Source organism: Fulvivirga sp., assembly GCF_040220315.1.
Lineage (GTDB): Bacteria > Bacteroidota > Bacteroidia > Cytophagales > Cyclobacteriaceae > Fulvivirga.
On sequence record NZ_JAVJUY010000125.1, the window covers coordinates 1 to 19163 of the forward strand.

A 19163-nucleotide genomic window follows, 5' to 3' on the forward strand; every position below is an offset into this window, starting at 1 on the left:
TTTATTTGGTACTAAGTATGGAATTAAATAATCCCAAAACCATCAATGCATGGTGTATGTACGATTGGGCGAATTCAGTCTATTCGTTAGTAATTACATCGGCTATATTTCCTATTTATTATAATGCCGTAACCACCTCCAGCGATGGTAGTGACGTAGTGAATTTCTTTGGTTGGAATGTATCTAATTCGGTATTATATTCTTATTCACTCTCTTTCTCTTTCCTGTTCGTAGCAGCCATACTTCCAATATTATCTGGCATTGCTGATTATGGGGGTAAGAAGAAGTTTTTCATGAAAATATTCGTTTATATTGGCTCTTTTTCATGTATTGGCCTTTATTTTTTTACTGGTGATAATATAGAATGGGCAATTATCTGTTCGGTACTAGCCAGTGTGGGATATTCCGGAAGTTTAGTTTTTTATGACGCTTTCCTGCCAGAAATTGCTTCCGAGGATCGATTCGATAAAGTGAGTGCCAAAGGCTATTCATTAGGCTATATAGGAAGCGTAATACTATTAATTCTCAATCTTGTTATGATTGAGATGTATGATGTATTCGGATTTGCTGATAAAGGAATAGCTACACGATTTGCGTTTCTAACTGTTGGAGTCTGGTGGCTTGGGTTTTCACAGCTCACCTTCTTAAGGGTTCCCGATAATGTTTACAACCTAAAAGAAAGAACTAACCTTTTTACAGAAGGATACAAAGAACTAAGAAAGGTTTGGCGAGCCGTTAAAGAAGAAAGGATGACTAAATTATTTTTACTGGCCTTCTTTTTTTATAATATGGGCGTACAGACAGTCATGTATTTGGCAGCAACATTTGGCGCCAAAGAGCTGGAACTGGAATCTTCTCAGCTTATTATAACTGTGTTATTAATACAGATAGTAGCTATTGCAGGGGCTTATGGTTTTGCACACTTGTCCAACATTAAGGGAAATAAATTCTCATTACTTACAATGGTGTTTATATGGATTTTTGTTTGTCTTGGGGCATATTTTGTTTACAATGCTAACGAATTCTATCTGTTGGCTTTTGTTGTTGGCTTAGTAATGGGTGGTATTCAGTCTTTATCTAGGTCTACATTTGCTAAGCTTATCCCAGAAAATACAATTGATCACGCATCATATTTTAGTTTTTATGATGTGACATACAACCTATCAATTGTTGTAGGAACTTTTTCATATGGACTGATTGACCAAATTACTAATAGTATGAGAAATAGTACATTAGCACTTATGTTATTCTTTTTAGTGGGTATGGGATTCCTTCTTTTACTTAAGTTACCGGACCATTTAAAGAGAAAGCCTTACACAGGAAATACCTGAGGGTAGAGCAGAATAATTCCAGTTACTACAATAGTTAGATAGATCAATGTTACAGGGGTGCCAATCTTTAAAAAATCTTTAAAATTATAGCCACCAGGCCCATATACTATCAGGTTAGTTTGATAACCTATTGGTGTAATAAATGCCGCAGAAGCTGCAAAAGCTATTGCTAAAAAGAAGGGTGCGCCATCAACACCCAAATCATGGGTAATTCCCAACGCTAAAGGGAACGAGATAGCAACGGCACCAACATTTGTGATAAAGGAAGTAAGCATTGTGGTTATCAGCATCAATCCTATTAAAAGGCCAATATTTCCATAGGGCATTAGCAGTTCAACAATCTGATGTGCTAACATTTTTCCTGCACCAGATTTAATCATAGCCTGACCAATGGCTAGTGACAAGATCAGTATAATAACCATATTTATGTCAAGATCCCGTTTAATATTCTGTAACGTAATAAGCCTCATGCCTACCATAACGGTGGTAATAATTAACAGCGAAGTAAATAGACTATAGTATTGGGTTAGAAGTAGCGTTAAAATAATACCAAAGATTCCAATAAATTTTAGGGTGTCATTATTATCAGATTTTTTTATTTCTTTCAGATCTCCTGAAATAATGTATAAGTCTTTAAATAGATCCACTTTTTCCTGAAAAGATTTGCCTACGTACATTAGTAAAACATCACCTGCTTTTATTCTAATACGACCAATTTTACCACTGAGACGTTCACCGTTTCTATGAATTGCTACCACAGCAGCATCATATCGTTCTCTAAAATTTGATTCTTTTACTGTCTTTCCAATTAGACTATTATTAGCACTAATAACGCCTTCAACAACTTGCAAGTTTTTACCACTGCTAGGTTCTAGATTTGAAGGCAACTCAATACCTACATTGGAAAGAGTCAAATCAATGATGGTGTCAGTATTACCTGCAAATATTAGTATATCTTTATGTTCTATTATTTCATTTGGATTTACTGGCGAAATGATCTGATCATTTCTTACAATCTCTACTAAATAGACACCTTTAAGATTTCTTAGTCCACCCTCTTTAACAGTCTTACCAACGAGTTCAGAATCATGGCTAAGGCGTTTTTCTATTAAATACTCTCTTTTAGAGAGCTCAAATTTTTCAATTAAATCCTGGCGAGAAGGTAAAAGTCTATTGCCTATTAATAAAATAAAGCCGATGCACGCCAATGTTATGCTGGTGCCAATATAAAATAAATGTAAAGAATTAATGGTCACTAACCCATTTTTAGCTAAAAACCCGTTTAAAACTAATGTGGTTGAAGTACCTATTATGGTAATCATACCACCAAAAATTGTGGCATAGCTTAATGGAATTAATAATTTGGAAGGTGATATTTTGTTTTTTTTGCCCCATTCAAAAACATAAGGGGTCATTAAAACAACAACAGGTGTATTGTTAACGAATGAAGAAAGAATCGCCACCTTAGCCATCATCAAACCTAAAAATTGTCGATAGGATTTGGCGTTTTTGAATATTGAATCTAACAGCCCTTCAATATTAAAATTAGACCTAAAACCTGCTGTTATTAGAATGAGCAGGACAATACTCACAATTGATTCATTCGCAAGCCCATCAATAATGTCTTTCGGTATTATTACTCCGCCAATTACGAGTATCAATGCTGCAAAAAGAAAGGAAATTGCAGGCTTAGTCAGTTCTGAGTATAGTGCTGTGAAGAGTAAAAGTATTACCCCAAGCACAAAATACGGCTGACTTTCAATTGGTATCAAAGGCAAAAGATTAGTATCTCAAATGCTTTACAGAATCACCTGAATTAATTAACTCCTTTAGAGCATCTATTCCTATGGTTAGATGATTTTTAACAAAGTTCGCGGTTACACTTGCATCGCTTTCAGATGTTTTAACCCCGTCAGGAATCATCGGATTATCTGAAACAAGCAATAGTGCACCTCTAGGAATTTCATTAACAAAGCCAACAGTAAATATGGTTGCGGTTTCCATATCAACACACATGGCTCTCATTTTTCTTAGTTTTTTCTTGAATTCTTTATCGTGCTCCCAAACCCTACGGTTGGTTGTAAAAACTGTACCTGTCCAGTAATCTAATTGATGTTTCTTAATCATTGAGCTAACAGCTCTTTGTAGACTAAATGAGGGCAAGGCTGGAATTTCCTGGGGCATATATTCGTCACTGGTTCCTTCACCGCGAATAGCTGCTATTGGTAAAATTAAATCCCCTAATTTAGTTTTCTTTTTAATACCACCACATTTACCTAAAAATAATGAGGCCTTTGGTTCTACTGCAGCAATAAGATCCATGGCCGTAGCAGCCATGGCACTACCCATACCAAAATTTATGATGGTGATATCATTTGCAGTAGCGGTTTGCATGGCCTTACCTTTACCATATATTTCACAGCCGAATTCTTCTGCAAACATTTCAACATAGTTGAAAAAATTAGTGAGTAGAATATATTTTCCAAAGACTTCCAATGGCGTGCCAGTGTATCTTGGAAGCCAGTTTTCAATAATTTCCTTTTTAGTTTTCATAATGTTAACTCAATTTAAGTTTATTTGAATTATGATAAAACTCAACCTTCCTGATTTCGATTGCAAATTGAGAAAAAATGCAGGTAAAACAGAAGTTTTTGACATCATTCGAAAAAAATATGTCATACTTCTGCCGGAAGAATGGGTAAGGCAAAATTTCATTCATTTTTTAATCAATCAGCAGAATTTTCCAAAGTCTTTAATTACGATAGAAACCGGCTTAAAATATAATAGCTTGGATAAAAGATCCGATATTCAGGTTTTTGATAATCAAGGCTCTCATTTTATGATTGTTGAGTGTAAGTCATACAAGGTAAAGCTGGATCAAAAGGCATTAGATCAACTCACAATGTACAATAAAACCATTAAAGCAAAATATATAGTACTAACCAATGGCATAAACCATTTTTGCTGCCAATTTAATGATGAATCCGGTTATAAATTCATTGATCAGATACCTATGTACAAAAAAAATACCTGAGCCAACCCCAGGTATTTTAATATTTTGAAAACCCTATTTATCAATTAAGATATTTTGATACTTCGGTATAAGGTAAGTTGAAGGCTTCGGCTACTGCTTTATAAACAACATCACCATTTATGATATTTAGTCCTAATTCCAACTCTTTATTTTCCTGACAGGCCTTTTTCCATCCTTTGTTTGCCAATTGAATTGCATACGGAAGAGTGGCATTTGTTAAGGCTAATGTTGAAGTGTAAGGCACAGCGCCAGGCATATTAGCCACGCAATAGTGTACTACATCATCAATTATGTAAGTAGGGTTTTCATGAGTTGTAGGCTCACAAGTTTCTATACAACCTCCCTGATCAACTGCAACGTCTACCAAAACAGTACCAGGTCTCATTTCTTTGAGCATATCCCTGGTTATAAGATTTGGGGCTTTGGCACCCGGTATTAACACGGCACCAACAATTAAATCGTGTGTTGATATTAGCTCACGAATGTTGTATTCATTTGACATGAATGTATTTACGTTAGCCGGCATAATATCATCCAGGTATCTTAACCTTGGAAGGCTAAGATCCATAATGGTAACATCAGCACCCATACCAGCTGCCATTTTTGCAGCGTTTGTTCCAACTACACCGCCACCTAATATTAGAACTTTGGCTGGTCTTACTCCTGGCACTCCTCCTAGTAAAATACCTCTACCTTTAAGCGGTTTCTCCAAGTATTTCGCACCTTCCTGTATCGACATTCTTCCAGCAACCTCAGACATTGGAATCAATAGCGGAAGGCTCCTGTCACTTTTCTCTACCGTTTCATAAGCTAAGCAAATAGCTTTGCTGTCAATCATGGCATTGGTTAATGGCTCATAAGAAGCAAAGTGAAAATAGGTGAATACCAACTGATCTTTCTTAATAAGCTTGTATTCAGGCTCTATCGGTTCTTTTACCTTCATTATCATTTCAGCCTTTTCATATGTGGCTTCGATAGTTGGTAATATTTTGGCTCCAGCCTCTGTGTATTCCTCATCCATAAAACCACTACCTTCACCGGCAGTAGTCTGAATGAATACTTCATGACCTCTTTTAACTAGCTCCTGAGCTCCCGCAGGCGTAAGAGCCACACGGTTTTCATTGTTTTTTATTTCCTTTGGTACTCCTATAATCATTTTTCAAACGTTTGAATCAAAAGTGCACAAATATACTAACATGGTACAAATGTAATCTTGAAAATCAAAATAATCTTATGAACGGTAATTCAGTTAAGGCATAATAAAAATATAATTTTATATAATGAAAAATTGCAAAATAATATATTGAAATAAGTCGATATATTGAATAAAGATTTTGAATTTTACAATTGATTTTGCATCGCAATTCGTATGGCAGTATTCTTAATTTGAAACCTTATCTCATTTAGTTAATTTTGCAATCCTGCAAAGGTATTTTTACAGGGAATCCATCACTAAACTTTGACATCTTGAATACTACAAAATTGACCAGGAAAACAAAGAAGAACACTGAAGTACTTAACGACTATAAACTTGCCTGCGAAAGCAGAGAGGCTAGTTTATTGGGTAGAAAAGAGGTATTTATGGGCAAAGCTAAATTTGGCATTTTCGGAGACGGGAAAGAGCTTGCGCAAATTGCCATGGCGAAGGTTTTTCAAAATGGTGATTTTAGATCAGGCTATTATCGCGATCAGACTTTTATGTTTGCCATTGGTCAATTATCAATTCAGGAATACTTTGCACAGCTGTATGCACATACAGATGTTGCTGCTGATCCATCATCAGCGGGGAGGTTAATGAATGGCCATTTTGCAACCAGATTGTTAGATGAAAATGGTGATTGGAAAGATTTGACAAAAGAAAAGCATAGCAGTTCTGATGTATCTCCAACTGCCTCTCAAATGCCGCGATTGGTTGGCTTAGCCTACGCCTCGAAATTATACAGGGAAGTGCCTGCCTTAAAGAAGGTGAAAGGATTTAGTGTGAATGGTAATGAAGTGGCGTTTGGTACCATTGGAAACGCTTCAACCTCAGAAGGAATGTTTTATGAATCAATAAATGCTGCGGGCGTACTACAAGTGCCTATGTTGGTTTCTGTGTGGGATGATGAATATGGTATTTCAGTACCTAAAGAATATCATACAACCAAGGGCAACATATCAGCTGTTTTGGATGGATTTAAAAGAGATAAAAAACATGCCGGGTATGAGATTTTTACTGTTAATGGTTGGGATTATGAAGCACTAATTGATACCTATGAAAAGGCTGCAGCTATTTCAAGAGAAGAACATGTGCCCACATTGGTTCATGTTCAACAGCTAACTCAGCCACAGGGCCATTCTACCTCAGGTTCGCACGAAAGGTATAAATCTAAGGAAAGGCTAGAATGGGAAGCTGAATATGACTGTAATTTACAATTCAGAAAGTGGATATTAAATGAAGGTTTAGCCGATGCTGAAGAACTAGATGGTATTGAAGGGGAGGCTAAAAAATCAGCGAAAGAAGCGAAAGAAGCAGCATGGAAGGCATTTAATGGATCTTTAAAGATAGATTTCGATGCAGCATTGGCGTCTCTAGATGAGGTGTCAGAAAAAATAAATACTAACATAGATGAACTGAAATCTATCAGAGAGGAGTTGTCGAAAACGGTGAACCCGATTAAACTTGATAGCTACAGGGCAGTTAAAAAAGCACTAAGAGTTTTAAGAACGGAGTCTAAATCTGTTAAAACACCTTTAATTAATTGGCTTAAAAACGCTGATGAAACTTATTTCGATCAGTATAATTCGAAATTATATAGCACAAGCAAAAACTCTGCTTTAAACGTAGAAGTGATCGATGCCATTTTTGATGATGGTGCATCACAAGTTGATGGGAGGGAAGTGCTGCAGGCTTGTTTTGATGAGGCCTTGAAAAGAGATCCAAAAGTATTTGCTTTTGGTGAGGATGTAGGGAAAATAGGTGATGTGAATCAGGCATTTGCTGGCTTGCAGGAAAAGCATGGTGTTAACAGAGTAACAGACACTGGAATTAGAGAGTGTACAATTATAGGTCAAGGAATTGGTGCTGCTTTACGTGGGCTGAGACCAATTGCTGAAATACAATACTTAGATTATCTCCTATATGCCATTCAGATTTTATCTGATGACCTGGCATGCTTGCAATATAGAACCAAGGGTGGCCAGAAAGCGCCATTAATAATAAGGACAAGAGGTCATAGATTGGAAGGTGTTTGGCATTCAGGTTCACCGATGGGGATGATACTGCATAGCTTACGAGGCATATATGTATTAACTCCTAGAAACATGACGCAAGCAGCTGGTTTTTATAATACCATGCTTAAATCAGATGATCCTGCGCTAATTATCGAGTGTCTTAATGGTTATCGTTTGAAGGAGCAAATACCATCCAATGTAGGTGAATTTACTGTTCCACTCGGTAAAGTGGAGGTGTTGAAAGAAGGAACTGATGTAACCATAGTTACTTATGGCTCTATGTGCAGAATTGTGATGGATGCCGCTGATCAATTAGAGAAGTATGGCATTTCTTGTGAGGTGATAGATGCTCAATCATTAATTCCTTTTGATTTGAATCACGCTATTGTAGAATCTGTTAAGAAAACCAATCGATTGGTAGTAGCAGACGAGGATGTGCCAGGTGGTGCCTCTGCATTTATTTTACAGAAAGTGTTGGAGGAGCAAGGTGCCTATAAGTATCTGGATTCGAAACCAACAACAATTACAGCAAAAGAGCATAGACCAGCTTATTCATCTGATGGTGACTACTTCTCCAAACCGAATATTGAAGAAGTATTTGACAAGGTGTATGATCTTATCGCTGAGGCTGATCCGGAAAATTATCCGGATATCTATTAATCAATTTCTGATAACCTAAAAGGAGGAGTTTCTATTCTGTTGCTATAGTTACCTCTCCTGTCGATTATTGTAATAGCAAGTTTAATTTGCTTATCACCTAATATAGGTTCAAATCCGAATGAGGTCATACCATAACGGATAGTGCCCTCCAAAGCCTTTTCTTTACCCGATTCATTTAAGATTGGAAATCGGCCGTCAAACCCCTCAATACAATTCGATTCTAATCTCCAATCATATTCTTCAAAACCAGCTCCATTATCGATGTAGAAATCAACTAGAAAATTATTATATCGATTATTGAATTGAAAATAAACTGTGTCCTTTAGTATGACATTAGCCCTAGACTGATCATTAAACCTAACTAATAATTCAATCTCATTTGTGTTCCAATTTAGACAGATAGGGTCGCCCAAATAATCGGGCAAAGTGTCAATTACTGACCTATCAGCAAAAATCATTAAATTGTTTAAATAAAAATTTAGCTCCTGTTCTGTGATTTCATCTTCATTTGAAGGTAAAAAAATTGGTTGTCCATTTGCTTTATTAAAGTAAATCCTTTGACTAAACTCATCAGTGATTTCTGTAGATCCTAAACCCAAATCCCCATCCCCATCTTCAAAATCAACAAGCACGATCAGGCTATCAGCATCATCACCCAAATTCTTAAAAATAATGTCATTAAATTCTATTTTTGGAGTATTAGGAAATTCTGGGGCTTCGGTACAAGAAGCAACCGTAATAATAAACAGGGTATAAAAAAAAGTCTTTTTCATAAATTCACAGCCTTAAAGTACACAACGATTGGACATTGATAAAAGTTTTGAGCAAAAATTAATCCAGGCTTCTGATAACGAATTCGAAAAATTGGCACTTCAGGTTTTTAAGTACCAATACAAAAATAACGCTATTTATCATCAATATATTTCTTCACTCGGTGTAAATGTTAATAAGATCAACCGAATTGAGTCAATACCGTTCCTTCCTATTCAGTTTTTCAAGAATCATACCATAAAGACTGGCATTTGGAAAGAAGAAACGATTTTTGAAAGTAGTGGTACTACAGGTCAAATTACATCAAAACACCATGTAAAGACTGTCGATTTCTACAAATTAAATGCCCTGCAAATTTTCAAAAGTTTTTTTGGTGACCCTTCTAATTATCATATTATGGCACTACTTCCTTCTTACCTGGAAAGAGGCAATTCATCGCTAGTGCAAATGGTAAAATTTTTAATTGAGGCAAGTAGGTCAGGGATTTCAGGATTTTATCTCAATGAATACGATAAATTAATACAAGATATCAAAACTGCTAAACATTCGGGGAGACCTATTCTATTGATTGGAGTAACTTTTGCCTTGCTTGATTTAGCTGATCGATATCAAATTAATTTAAAAAACCATATTGTGATGGAAACCGGAGGAATGAAGGGTAGAAGAAAAGAACTTACTCGTATGGAGGTGCATGAGCAATTAAAGAAGGCCTTTAAAGTTTCTACTGTTTATTCGGAATATGGAATGACAGAACTTTTGTCTCAGGCTTATTCATCAGGCAACGGTTTGTACAAACCAGCTGGTACTATGAAAATTATATTGCGAGATATGTATGATCCATTTAGCATTTCTAATTCGATAAGACAAGGAGGCGTTAATATTATTGATTTAGTAAACCTATACAGTTGCTCATTCATTGAAACTCAGGACATTGGGAGAATGAACGGGGAATTTTTTGAAATAGTAGGACGTTATGATAACTCTGAATTAAGAGGCTGTAACTTGATGTTTTAGATTAAATATTTGTGATCAATTACATTTTCTTTTGATTTAATGATTATTGTTTAATACTTTTAAGGTATCTTTTGGCTTTAAAATAAAACCACTACGTGATGAAATTAAGATTTGCTTTGTTCCTTTTAGTAGTTTTCGGAATGTCTGCTTGTACGCAGTACACCTGCTCGACTTATTCTAAAAAGGATGTAAAAAAGAAAGAAGTGGCATTGGAAGAGGAAAGAATCTAATTCTCTTTCCTTTTTACCTATTACGTATTTTTAGTGACATCTTGTTCGCTAATTTCATCACCTCCCATAATTATCAAACGCTCGACAACATTTCGTAATTCACGTATGTTACCGGTCCATTCAAGTCTTTGGAGTAGATTAACGGCTTTAGGGGTAATGGTTTTTGGTTTTGTGCCATAGTCGGCCGCAATATCCTGTAAGAACTTATTAGTAAGAAGAGGAATATCTTCCGATCTTGCTCTGAGAGGCGGAACTTTGATAAGAATAACACTTAAGCGATGATATAAATCTTCTCTGAAATTCTTATTAGAAATCTCTTCTTTTAAATTTTTATTGGTAGCTGCTACCACTCGAACGTTTACTGTTATTTCTTTGTCGCCACCTACTCGGGTAATCTTATTTTCCTGTAGTGCCCGTAAAACCTTTGCTTGAGCAGAAAGGCTCATATCACCAATTTCATCTAAAAATAAGGTACCATCATTTGCCAACTCGAACTTACCAATACGTTGTTTTACAGCAGACGTAAATGATCCTTTTTCATGACCGAAGAGTTCACTTTCTATTAACTCTGAAGGTATGGCAGCGCAATTTACTTCAATGAGTGGGCCTTTAGAACGAGCGCTCATCTCATGCAATTGTCTTGCAACCAATTCTTTCCCTGTACCGTTCTCACCAGTTATAAGTACTCTTGCATCTGTTGGCGCTACTTTTTGAATTGTTTCTTTTATCTCTGCAATGGGTTTAGACTCGCCCACAATGATAGAACCCTTAGAAACCTTTTTCTTCAATACTCTGGTTTCTTTTACTAAAGTGGACTTATCCATGGCGTTTCGGATAGTAACTAATAATCTATTTAGATCTGGTGGCTTCTGAATGAAATCATAGGCACCTTTTTTAGTGGCTTCTACGGCTGTTTCAATGGTGCCGTGTGCAGATATCATGATAAATTGCGTATCAATACCTTCTTCAATGGCTTTTTCTAAAACTTCTAACCCATCCATTTTAGGCATCTTTACATCGCAAAGCGCTACATCAAATTTTTCTTTCAGCAGAAGTTTTAGCCCTTCCTCGCCATCTTTGGCTTCTTCAATGGTATATTTTTCGTATTCTAAAATTTCTTTGAGTGTATTCCTGATGCTTTGCTCGTCATCAATGATTAGAATTTTAGCCATTAGATCGTGTTATGATGATAAAAAATGTAAGTCTATAAGCCGGGTTCTGTATCCACCAAAAGGCGGATTCTTGCCATTTATCTAGCCCTAACGTCACCGTCAGGGTCAAACGACCTACCCACTGATTTGGACGAGCAGCCCTCAAATACCAGCTTATTTGGTCTTTCAACTCGTGAGGTTTACCTCGCATCTGGCATCACTACCAAACCGGTGGGCTCTTACCCCACCTTTTCACCTTTTCCCTTCCCGATAACTATCGGGAATGGGTAGTTTATTTTCTGTGGCACTTTCTGTTGCTGATGCAAAGATCAGCACCTTCCTGTTAGGAAGCACGATGCTCTATGTTGCCCGGACTTTCCTTATCCCGATAGTATCGGGACACGGCAAGACGACTTACTTTGCAAAAGTAATTAATAAAATTAGTTATGAAGCTGCGAATTGAGTTTTAGTGAACGTCTGCCCCTGTTAATTTAAATTCATACTCATCAGCAACATTTGCAACTTCCTGAATTATTTCTTTAAGTATTTCTTCTGTAGCTGATTCAACAAAGCTTGAAGCTTCCACATGAATGAAATCCTCTACGATAGCAAATTTGGCATGATTTAAATTCGCATTCTCTGTAAGTAATAATTTTAGATCTAAACCATCTTCATACTGACATACTTTGGAAGAAAATTCGATTCCAAGCCTATCATATCGCTGACTATGCTTTAACTTGCCTAATACAGTTTGAAAACGTTCATCAGGTAGTGGAACAATAATTATTGAAGTTCTAATATCGTATTCGGAATAGGTGCCGCCAATTTCATCGGCATAACTCTCCATAAATGCATTAAGATCCATTTTTGGTTGGTTTTAGTTTGATTAAGTAAGTTAATTAATTGGATTCAATAATAAAATGAATGAAAATAGAATTTACCATCTCGCAGCTCCAATGTTGGACTCGGAATCTTAATCATATTCACAAAATATATTAGGGTATTTAGTGTTTTTGACCTGGTCTTATATTCATTTAAATCAAGATCCAACCCAAGGTAAAACTGTCTTTGTGGATTAAATCCTGCTGATTTATTAGATTCATCGTTGGCAAAAACCATATCTTGGGCACCGTAGCCAAATGCAATATTTAGCCATTTTGGAAATTTAGTATTGAATTTTGATAAATCCACAGAAAGCCAGAAGGTTTGGGCATTATAGTCTTTCAAGAGCTCTTCGTTAAGATTTTTACCCAATATTTCAGGTCTAAGTTCGGCATATTCACTTCTATTAAAAGAGTATTTAGGATGTATGCGAATTTCACCCCAGGCTTTTTGCTGTCCATAGAATAGTAAACCTCCCGCTGTATTGGCAATAATATCGCCATAAGAAGCGCCATATTCCGCTGAAAACCCGTCAAATATTTCAATCGGTGTTAAGGCAATAACACTGGCAATGCTGCCCCAAAAAACTGATTTATTTTCTTCCTGATACGCCCAACGAAGCAATTTGTAAGAGGCACTGCTTATGTGAAATGCTGAATAGAAATGCCCTACTTTATCTACTTGTTTCCATTCTTTATTATCGTTAAAAAAATGAAAACCCTCACGTTCAAAATCGGCATACCAGAGTTGATCTAATAATATTAAGCTTGTGGCATATGTTGCTGAACTGGCAATGAGTAGAGGTTTAAGCCTATTTCTGGTAGAATCCTGCGAAAAGGTTTTGCTGAATGAAAGAGATAGTACTACAAGTAAAATATAGCGCTTAATCGGCCTCATCTTCTTCGGGAATAATGGCCTTGGCATTTATATCTGTATCGTCCTCACTTTCCTCTTCTTCGTTCTCTTCTCTGGCATTCTCACGGCTCTTTTTAAACAGGTCTTTAATTTCATCAAAGCTTTGGGTATGTATTAAGCTAAAACCTGTAGTAACAGTATTCTGATTTTGTTCTGATGGGTTAATGGGGTTGTAGTTTGTACGATTGTACATCTTCACTTTGAATTTCCCATTTTCAGTAAGCAAATATTCCACGGTCCAGTCTCCAGCTATACTTGATACATCAGCTTTATTTGCCTGATTGGTAAAGCCACCATCTCTGGTTACTCGAAGCCTGCCATCAAAAAACGAATAGGATAATCTTAATTGAAATGTGTTGAATGCTTCCTGGTCTAATTTTCCAAAGTCAACGTCTATCTCCAGGTTTTCATCTACTTGGGTAATCCAATAAGAGAGTTGATTAGATAGTAATTCACTTACACTACTCGTGATAGATCCTCCTGTATTAAACGATTGCTGAGGAGAGAATTTTCTAAGTACAATTAAACTAAACACTTGTCTTTTTAACTCTTGTTCGTCAATGCTATTTTTAAATTTTAAAAACTCGAATTCTAAATCTACAGGATCGCCATTAGGCAACTGAATGTTTCTTGGTAGCGTACCCGTTGTAATATCAAAATCAACACTTGGCGACAATAAAGCCCCATCAATCTCCAGGAGAACATTCACTGGATATTTCCTTCTTAATTCAATAACATCATTTAGGTCTGTATCGCCACCAAGTTGTTGGTCGGATAATAATGGTAGAAAAGAAGCCAATTGATTGTAAGTAGCATTAATATCTAAAATACCTTGATAAGGATCGCCATACCAGGATATTTTACTTCCTGGTAGAATTTCAAATTCCTTATTAATGAGGTTATAAAGAGTGAAATTATACCCACCTTCTTCAATGTTAAAATCACCAAACATGTTAAATTCTCCTTTGGTGTCTATTTCCATTTTAATATCACCATTACCTCTACCTCGAATAATATCACCGGACTTTATGTCGAATATAATTTCACAATAGGCATCGTTTGTTATGTCCAAATCAAAGTCGAGTTTAATACCTCTTAAGTCTATCGATTCAATTTCTTCTTGCACCAGTGTGTTAAGGTCTTTACCGAAATCAACAAAATTGATATACTCTTCTTTTTCTATGGTTTCAGTATCGCCAATGGGGATGTATATTTTTGTACCTTTTTCTGTGCGTGCATTAGCCGTTATGTTCATATTGTTGAGTGGCCCGTAGAAGGATATGGTACCTGTAGTTTCACCATTTCCATAAAATAGGCTGTTATCTTTGCTGGTTGTATTCAGCACTTGAAAGTCCTGAAAATCGGCATTCATTGATATAGACATATTCTTAAAATAGTCGTGTGTTATGTATCCATTCAGGTTTCCACTTTGCCCTTCAATATCAGTTAATTTAATGTTTCTAAATCCTATTTTATTTGAGCTAAGATAGAATTCACCATTAAAATCATAATCGGTATTTAAATAGTTAACATGCAAGTGGGAATTCTCAATTGTTCCGTTACCATTTAAATTGGGTTTTTCTAGAGTGCCTGTAATCAATACTTCGCCATTTAATTTACCAGAGATGTTTGTGAAGAAACCAGAAAGAAAGGGTTCGATAATCTTAAGTTCAGTATTATTTAAATAAGCTTTTAGTTTTAAAGGGGTAACATTGTTTGGCGAATAAGTCCCATTTAAATCCAAAATTTTATACCCGAGTCTGTTTAATGTGCATTGGACCTGGCTTTCTTTTTTAATATTATCCCAGTTAATTCGCGAAATAACATTTCCAACTAGAAAGTCGTCTATTTTTAATGCATCGATTACTATGTTATTATCAATTAATAAATCAGAATATACATTTTTAATACTGGCATATCCATTTACTTTACCATCTATATTTTTATTGAGTACTGTATTCAGATTATCTAATTCAAGGCTATCTATGGTTAGTTCTAACAAAGCGTCTGGCGATTCTGCAACTTTACCGATTAACGAAACACTTTGATTCTTGCTGTATAACTTAATGTTTTGAAAGGAGATTGACTTGCCTGACATGGTGATTTTATTATCCTTTTCTATACTCCAATTTTCATCAAGAATTTTCAAGTCGGCATGGCTAAACCTAAATTCAACGGAATCTTTCAAAAAATCTACAGAACCAGTGAGTAGCGCATTGTTCGGATAATCTGTTTGTTCAATTTCAAAATCGTAGTCGATATGCCTGTTATCCCATATTCCTTCAAAAATCATATTTTGACTTTTCACTTTCGAAAACTCTTGTTTTTCAGAAGCAGCATATACCATGGCAAGTACATTGGTACTGTCAGAGATTTTAGAGATGTTAATTTGTAAATCATTTTCTGCAAATACGTTCTTACCTATTATAAGGCTATCAATTCGTGATTCTAATGATATTATTGAAGTATACCCCCCTGTAATACTACCAATCAGTTTTGTTGTTGGAGATATGTATACTTCTGGAGCAAATACCTCTAAAAGCGGGTTTAAATTTTTTATATTGATGTCAAATTCAACATTATAATCATCGGTTTTAACACTTTTGGCTAAATAGTATTTCTTGATTTCAGTACTGTTATTTTTCAGGCTTAGTTGATACTCTTTAATTAAATCTTTTAAGCTTTTGTATAGCTGTGTAATTTCAAATTCGCCAGATGCAGTAGCATTTAGCAAGTTAGTCTTTAAAAGTATGATTCTTTGCTCTTCGTCTCTATCAGATATGAGTGACAATGAATCTATCTGTATTGAATTATTTCTGTACTTGAGGAAAGTCTTACCAAGGTTTGCCGCCCCCAAGATCTCATCAATTTTTAAACCTCTTGCATTTACATCGGCTTCACTTTTTATGAGCATTTCTTCGTCAGTTAGGTTTAATGCTTGCAAATCTGTTGTATCAATTTTAGCTTTAATATTAAAGAAATTTAGTCCGCCTCTTAAATCAATGGCACCAGTAAGATCCAGTTTAAGGTTGGGGTCATCTACATTTAAACTACCCTCGAAAAATTCTTTCGCAAATCGCGCATTCGTGACAATGTTTTGATACTCGTAGTTATTAATTCCAACGGTTTCAATAGTCCCATTTAGTTTGAAGTCTGCGGTTTCAATGGTGAATCCGGAACCCTTAATATTTCCCTTCACTGATAAAGCCCCGAAAAGTTCATTACCCGAGTAGCCCCCTAGGTCAAAATTTTGCATTGATAACCGACCACTATAAGATGACTTACTGATATCTTCAGAAATTTTTAAATTGATATCTGAATCTATTCTGCCAAATTGAGTATAGAAGGTGCCTAAGGCAACAAAGTCGCTCGGGAAACCTAAAAATTCCGCTGTAAAACTTATATGTTCTAAAGGCTGAAGTCGTTTGAAAGTTTTTTCTTTTAAGTAGGGTTGAATATCACTTGTTGTGATGTAAGAATTGTTAAGGTCAAAATCGATAAAGGTTTCATCAAAATCAGGTAGGCCAGTCATTCTAATTTTTCCTCGAATGGTTGTGCCACTGCCAAAAGAAATGGAGGCATTACTGAATAAAAATGAGCGCACAAGTCCATTAAAATTACCGGTAACGGTATACTTTTCATTTAAACTTCTGAGTTGCGGAACAAAATCAGATAGGTCGTTAGTATGAATTATTGAGTTATTTAAAGAAGCGTTTATAAGTACTTTATTATTAAAGTCACTCAGGTCAGCAGTGCTTGTATAATCAAACCTGATAGAATCTTTTATAATACTCTGACCAACTTTAAGTTCCAGATCATCGAAAAGCATGGCGCTCTGTGATACTGCAAAAGATGATTTCAATTGATCGATCTTAATTTTGGTGTTTTTGTTGTACGCTTTGAGTGAATTTACCTTTAAACCGAACGTGTCGCTAACCGTATAAATGTTCTCGAAATGGCCATTTATACTATCAATATCAAAATGATAATAATCAAACCGATCTTTTAATGAGTCCCTCAACTGATCATTATATCGAAATTTAGATTTGAAAATATTGATGTCATCACAGGAAATATATACTCTGGATTTAGCACCTTCTTTCCGTGTGGCATCCTTCACTTTTCTTATAAAGTCATTAATATTTAGAGTTGTTAATGTATCATTATCTGTAAATACCTTAGTAAGGTATACATCTGCTTTGTTTATGATAATATCATCTAAGTGATGATTTTCTTTATCTAATAGATTTGTAAGGTCAAAATCCAATTCAATTTTGGCTGCACTAATCATTATATTTCCTTCCGGATCTATAACTTTTACATTTTCAATATCAATGCTATCGAACCACCAAATAGATATGTGTTGTAATGAAATATTATAGCCTAATTTTGCTGAAATTTTCTCATTTAAATAATTAACGAGTTTTGTTTGCACATAGGGGAACTGTATTGCTCCTGCCGTGGCAAATAGAAGTAGCAATAAAGACAAGGCGAGCCATAAAACTGTCTTGACAAATCGATTTTTGATAACTTGCGCCAAATTTTAAAAAATGAACCCCACTATACTTGCGATAGAATCATCATGTGACGAAACTTCCGCTGCTATAATCAAAAAAGGCAAAGTACTTAATAATATAATAGCAACGCAATCCGTACACGAAAATTATGGGGGAGTGGTTCCGGAATTGGCGTCCAGGGCACATCAGATGAATATCGTTCCGGTGGTTGAAGAAGCCTTGAAAGGCAGTGGTGTGAAAAAGGAAGAATTAGATGCCATAGCTTTTACGAAAGGCCCTGGTCTGCTTGGAGCTTTGTTGGTAGGTTCATCGTTTGCTAAATCGCTAGCTCAAGGCCTCGGCATTCCATTGATTGGCGTAAATCATATGCAGGCACATATTTTGGCTCATTTTATCGATGATCCCAAACCTATGTTTCCATTCCTATGTTTAACGGTTTCTGGTGGTCATACACAAATTGTTTTGGTAAAAGATTACCTTGATATGGAGGTTGTTGGTGAAACTCAGGATGATGCTGTAGGAGAGGCTTTTGACAAGTCAGCTAAATTGTTGGATTTACCATACCCTGGAGGGCCATTAATTGATAAATATGCCAAGAATGGCAACCCACAAGCTTTTGATTTTCCAGATTCAGACGTAGCGGAGCTTGATTTCTCATTTAGTGGTATAAAAACCTCATTTTTATATTTTTTAAGGGACAGGCTCAAAGAAGATGAGGATTTTGTGAAGAAGAACATGAATGATATCTGCGCCAGTTTGCAGAGGTGTTTGATAAATATGCTTACAAAAAGGCTCATCAGGGCTTCTGATAAATTCAATATCAAAGAAGTAACCATAGCTGGCGGGGTGTCTGCCAACTCCGGCTTACGCAAGAGATTGGATGAACTGGCGAACGAACACCACTGGAATGTGTACATTCCTGATTTTGAGTACTGCACAGATAATGCTGGGATGATTGCTATGGCCGCGCATTACAAATATCTGGCAGGTGAATTTGAGCCATTAACTACATCGCCCGACCCAAGAATGAAATTTTAGCTATGCTTAAAGGATTAAAAATAGGGGAGAAGGCAACAATAGAATATCAGGTCAAGCCATCAGATGTCCCAAATTTTGATGGGAATGATGTTCATCCTGTATGCTCTACCTATGTTTTAGCTCGAGAAATTGAATGGTCTTCTCGCCAGTTTGTACTGAAATATAAATTGGATGATGAGGAAGGTATTGGAACAAAATTAACTATTGAGCATTTGGCACCTGCCATAGTAGGCGATGTAATATCTATTACTGCAAAAGCCATTAATGTAATAGGTAATGAGTTGATTTGCAGTTATATAGCAAGAGTAATGCTCGCGCCGCCGAAGACGTAGGCGTTGTCGCCCAGGAAGTACGAGGCCTTCCCGCCCACGCGGACGAAGTCCTGCGTCAGGTCGGGGTCGAACTCG

General features: G+C 36.1%; 15 protein-coding genes and 1 other RNA gene. 7 read left to right on the top strand and 9 right to left on the bottom strand.

Going from position 1 to position 19163, the window contains the following annotated elements; all coding sequences use genetic code 11:
- Nucleotides 1–1331: MFS transporter (locus RLO81_RS05840; protein WP_502880435.1), on the top strand; the 1331-nt coding region annotated here is incomplete at its 5' end.
- Here the strand turns inward: RLO81_RS05840 and RLO81_RS05845 are convergent.
- Together RLO81_RS05845 and RLO81_RS05850 are read right to left on the bottom strand one after the other, a co-directional pair.
- Nucleotides 1313–3103, bottom strand: a complete 1791-nt coding sequence (locus tag RLO81_RS05845) for an SLC13 family permease (protein WP_350108569.1) — start codon at nt 3101–3103, stop codon at nt 1313–1315. The genes RLO81_RS05840 and RLO81_RS05845 overlap by 19 nt on opposite strands.
- Before the next feature lie 10 nt (nt 3104–3113).
- Nucleotides 3114–3884 (bottom strand): AMP nucleosidase, encoded by a 771-nt coding sequence (locus RLO81_RS05850; RefSeq protein WP_350108573.1) that lies wholly within the window; start codon nt 3882–3884, stop codon nt 3114–3116.
- Between the two features lie 31 nt (nt 3885–3915).
- On the opposite strand from RLO81_RS05850, the gene RLO81_RS05855 reads away from it, so the two are divergent.
- On the top strand, nt 3916–4365 hold the full coding sequence (locus tag RLO81_RS05855) for a type I restriction enzyme HsdR N-terminal domain-containing protein (RefSeq protein WP_350108575.1): 450 nt from the start codon (nt 3916–3918) through the stop codon (nt 4363–4365).
- Nucleotides 4366–4405: 40 nt separating this feature from the next.
- On the opposite strand, the gene ald is transcribed toward RLO81_RS05855, so the two are convergent.
- Nucleotides 4406–5521 carry an alanine dehydrogenase gene (gene ald, locus RLO81_RS05860; RefSeq protein ID WP_350108577.1) on the bottom strand — a complete coding sequence of 372 codons (1116 nt, stop codon included), beginning with the start codon at nt 5519–5521 and terminating at the stop codon, nt 4406–4408.
- A gap of 311 nt (nt 5522–5832) precedes the next feature.
- Here ald and RLO81_RS05865 point away from each other — a divergent pair, with 311 nt between their 5' ends.
- Nucleotides 5833–8238: an alpha-ketoacid dehydrogenase subunit alpha/beta gene (locus RLO81_RS05865; RefSeq protein WP_350108579.1), complete on the top strand. Its 2406-nt coding sequence runs from the start codon at nt 5833–5835 to the stop codon at nt 8236–8238.
- On the opposite strand, the gene RLO81_RS05870 is transcribed toward RLO81_RS05865, so the two are convergent.
- Nucleotides 8235–9011, bottom strand: coding sequence for a hypothetical protein (locus tag RLO81_RS05870; RefSeq protein ID WP_350108581.1), 777 nt, complete (start codon nt 9009–9011; stop codon nt 8235–8237). The two genes, RLO81_RS05865 and RLO81_RS05870, sit on opposite strands and share 4 nt — an antisense overlap.
- A 28-nt stretch (nt 9012–9039) precedes the next feature.
- On the opposite strand from RLO81_RS05870, the gene RLO81_RS05875 reads away from it, so the two are divergent.
- Together RLO81_RS05875 and RLO81_RS05880 are read left to right on the top strand one after the other, a co-directional pair.
- Nucleotides 9040–10023, top strand: coding sequence for a LuxE/PaaK family acyltransferase (locus tag RLO81_RS05875; protein ID WP_350108584.1), 984 nt, complete (start codon nt 9040–9042; stop codon nt 10021–10023).
- A 98-nt stretch (nt 10024–10121) separates the two neighbouring features.
- Nucleotides 10122–10253 (top strand): hypothetical protein, encoded by a 132-nt coding sequence (locus tag RLO81_RS05880; protein ID WP_350108587.1) that lies wholly within the window; start codon nt 10122–10124, stop codon nt 10251–10253.
- Nucleotides 10254–10273: 20 nt separating this feature from the next.
- Here RLO81_RS05880 and RLO81_RS05885 read toward each other — a convergent pair whose 3' ends face one another.
- The 5 genes from RLO81_RS05885 to RLO81_RS05905 all read right to left on the bottom strand — a co-directional run bounded on the left by RLO81_RS05885 (nt 10274) and on the right by RLO81_RS05905 (nt 17741).
- Entirely contained in the window at nt 10274–11425 is a 1152-nt protein-coding gene (locus RLO81_RS05885) for a sigma-54-dependent transcriptional regulator (RefSeq protein WP_350108590.1), read from the bottom strand.
- 19 nt (nt 11426–11444) lie between these two features.
- Nucleotides 11445–11825: RNase P RNA component class A (rnpB, locus tag RLO81_RS05890), an RNA gene on the bottom strand.
- A gap of 45 nt (nt 11826–11870) precedes the next feature.
- Entirely contained in the window at nt 11871–12269 is a 399-nt protein-coding gene (locus tag RLO81_RS05895) for a type III secretion system chaperone family protein (protein WP_350108592.1), read from the bottom strand.
- Between the two features lie 44 nt (nt 12270–12313).
- The gene (locus tag RLO81_RS05900) at nt 12314–13183 is read right to left on the bottom strand and encodes a DUF2279 domain-containing protein (RefSeq protein ID WP_350108595.1); all 870 of its coding nucleotides are present in this window, start codon (nt 13181–13183) and stop codon (nt 12314–12316) included.
- Nucleotides 13170–17741 carry a translocation/assembly module TamB domain-containing protein gene (locus RLO81_RS05905; RefSeq protein WP_350108598.1) on the bottom strand — a complete coding sequence of 1524 codons (4572 nt, stop codon included), beginning with the start codon at nt 17739–17741 and terminating at the stop codon, nt 13170–13172. Before RLO81_RS05905 ends, RLO81_RS05900 begins: the two co-directional genes overlap by 14 nt.
- 10 nt (nt 17742–17751) lie before the next feature.
- On the opposite strand from RLO81_RS05905, the gene tsaD reads away from it, so the two are divergent.
- Together tsaD and RLO81_RS05915 are read left to right on the top strand one after the other, a co-directional pair.
- Nucleotides 17752–18756, top strand: coding sequence for a tRNA (adenosine(37)-N6)-threonylcarbamoyltransferase complex transferase subunit TsaD (tsaD, locus tag RLO81_RS05910; protein ID WP_350108601.1), 1005 nt, complete (start codon nt 17752–17754; stop codon nt 18754–18756).
- Nucleotides 18757–18758: 2 nt separating this feature from the next.
- Nucleotides 18759–19088: a thioesterase family protein gene (locus tag RLO81_RS05915; protein WP_350108603.1), complete on the top strand. Its 330-nt coding sequence runs from the start codon at nt 18759–18761 to the stop codon at nt 19086–19088.
- The last annotated feature ends 75 nt before the right edge of the window (nt 19089–19163 follow it).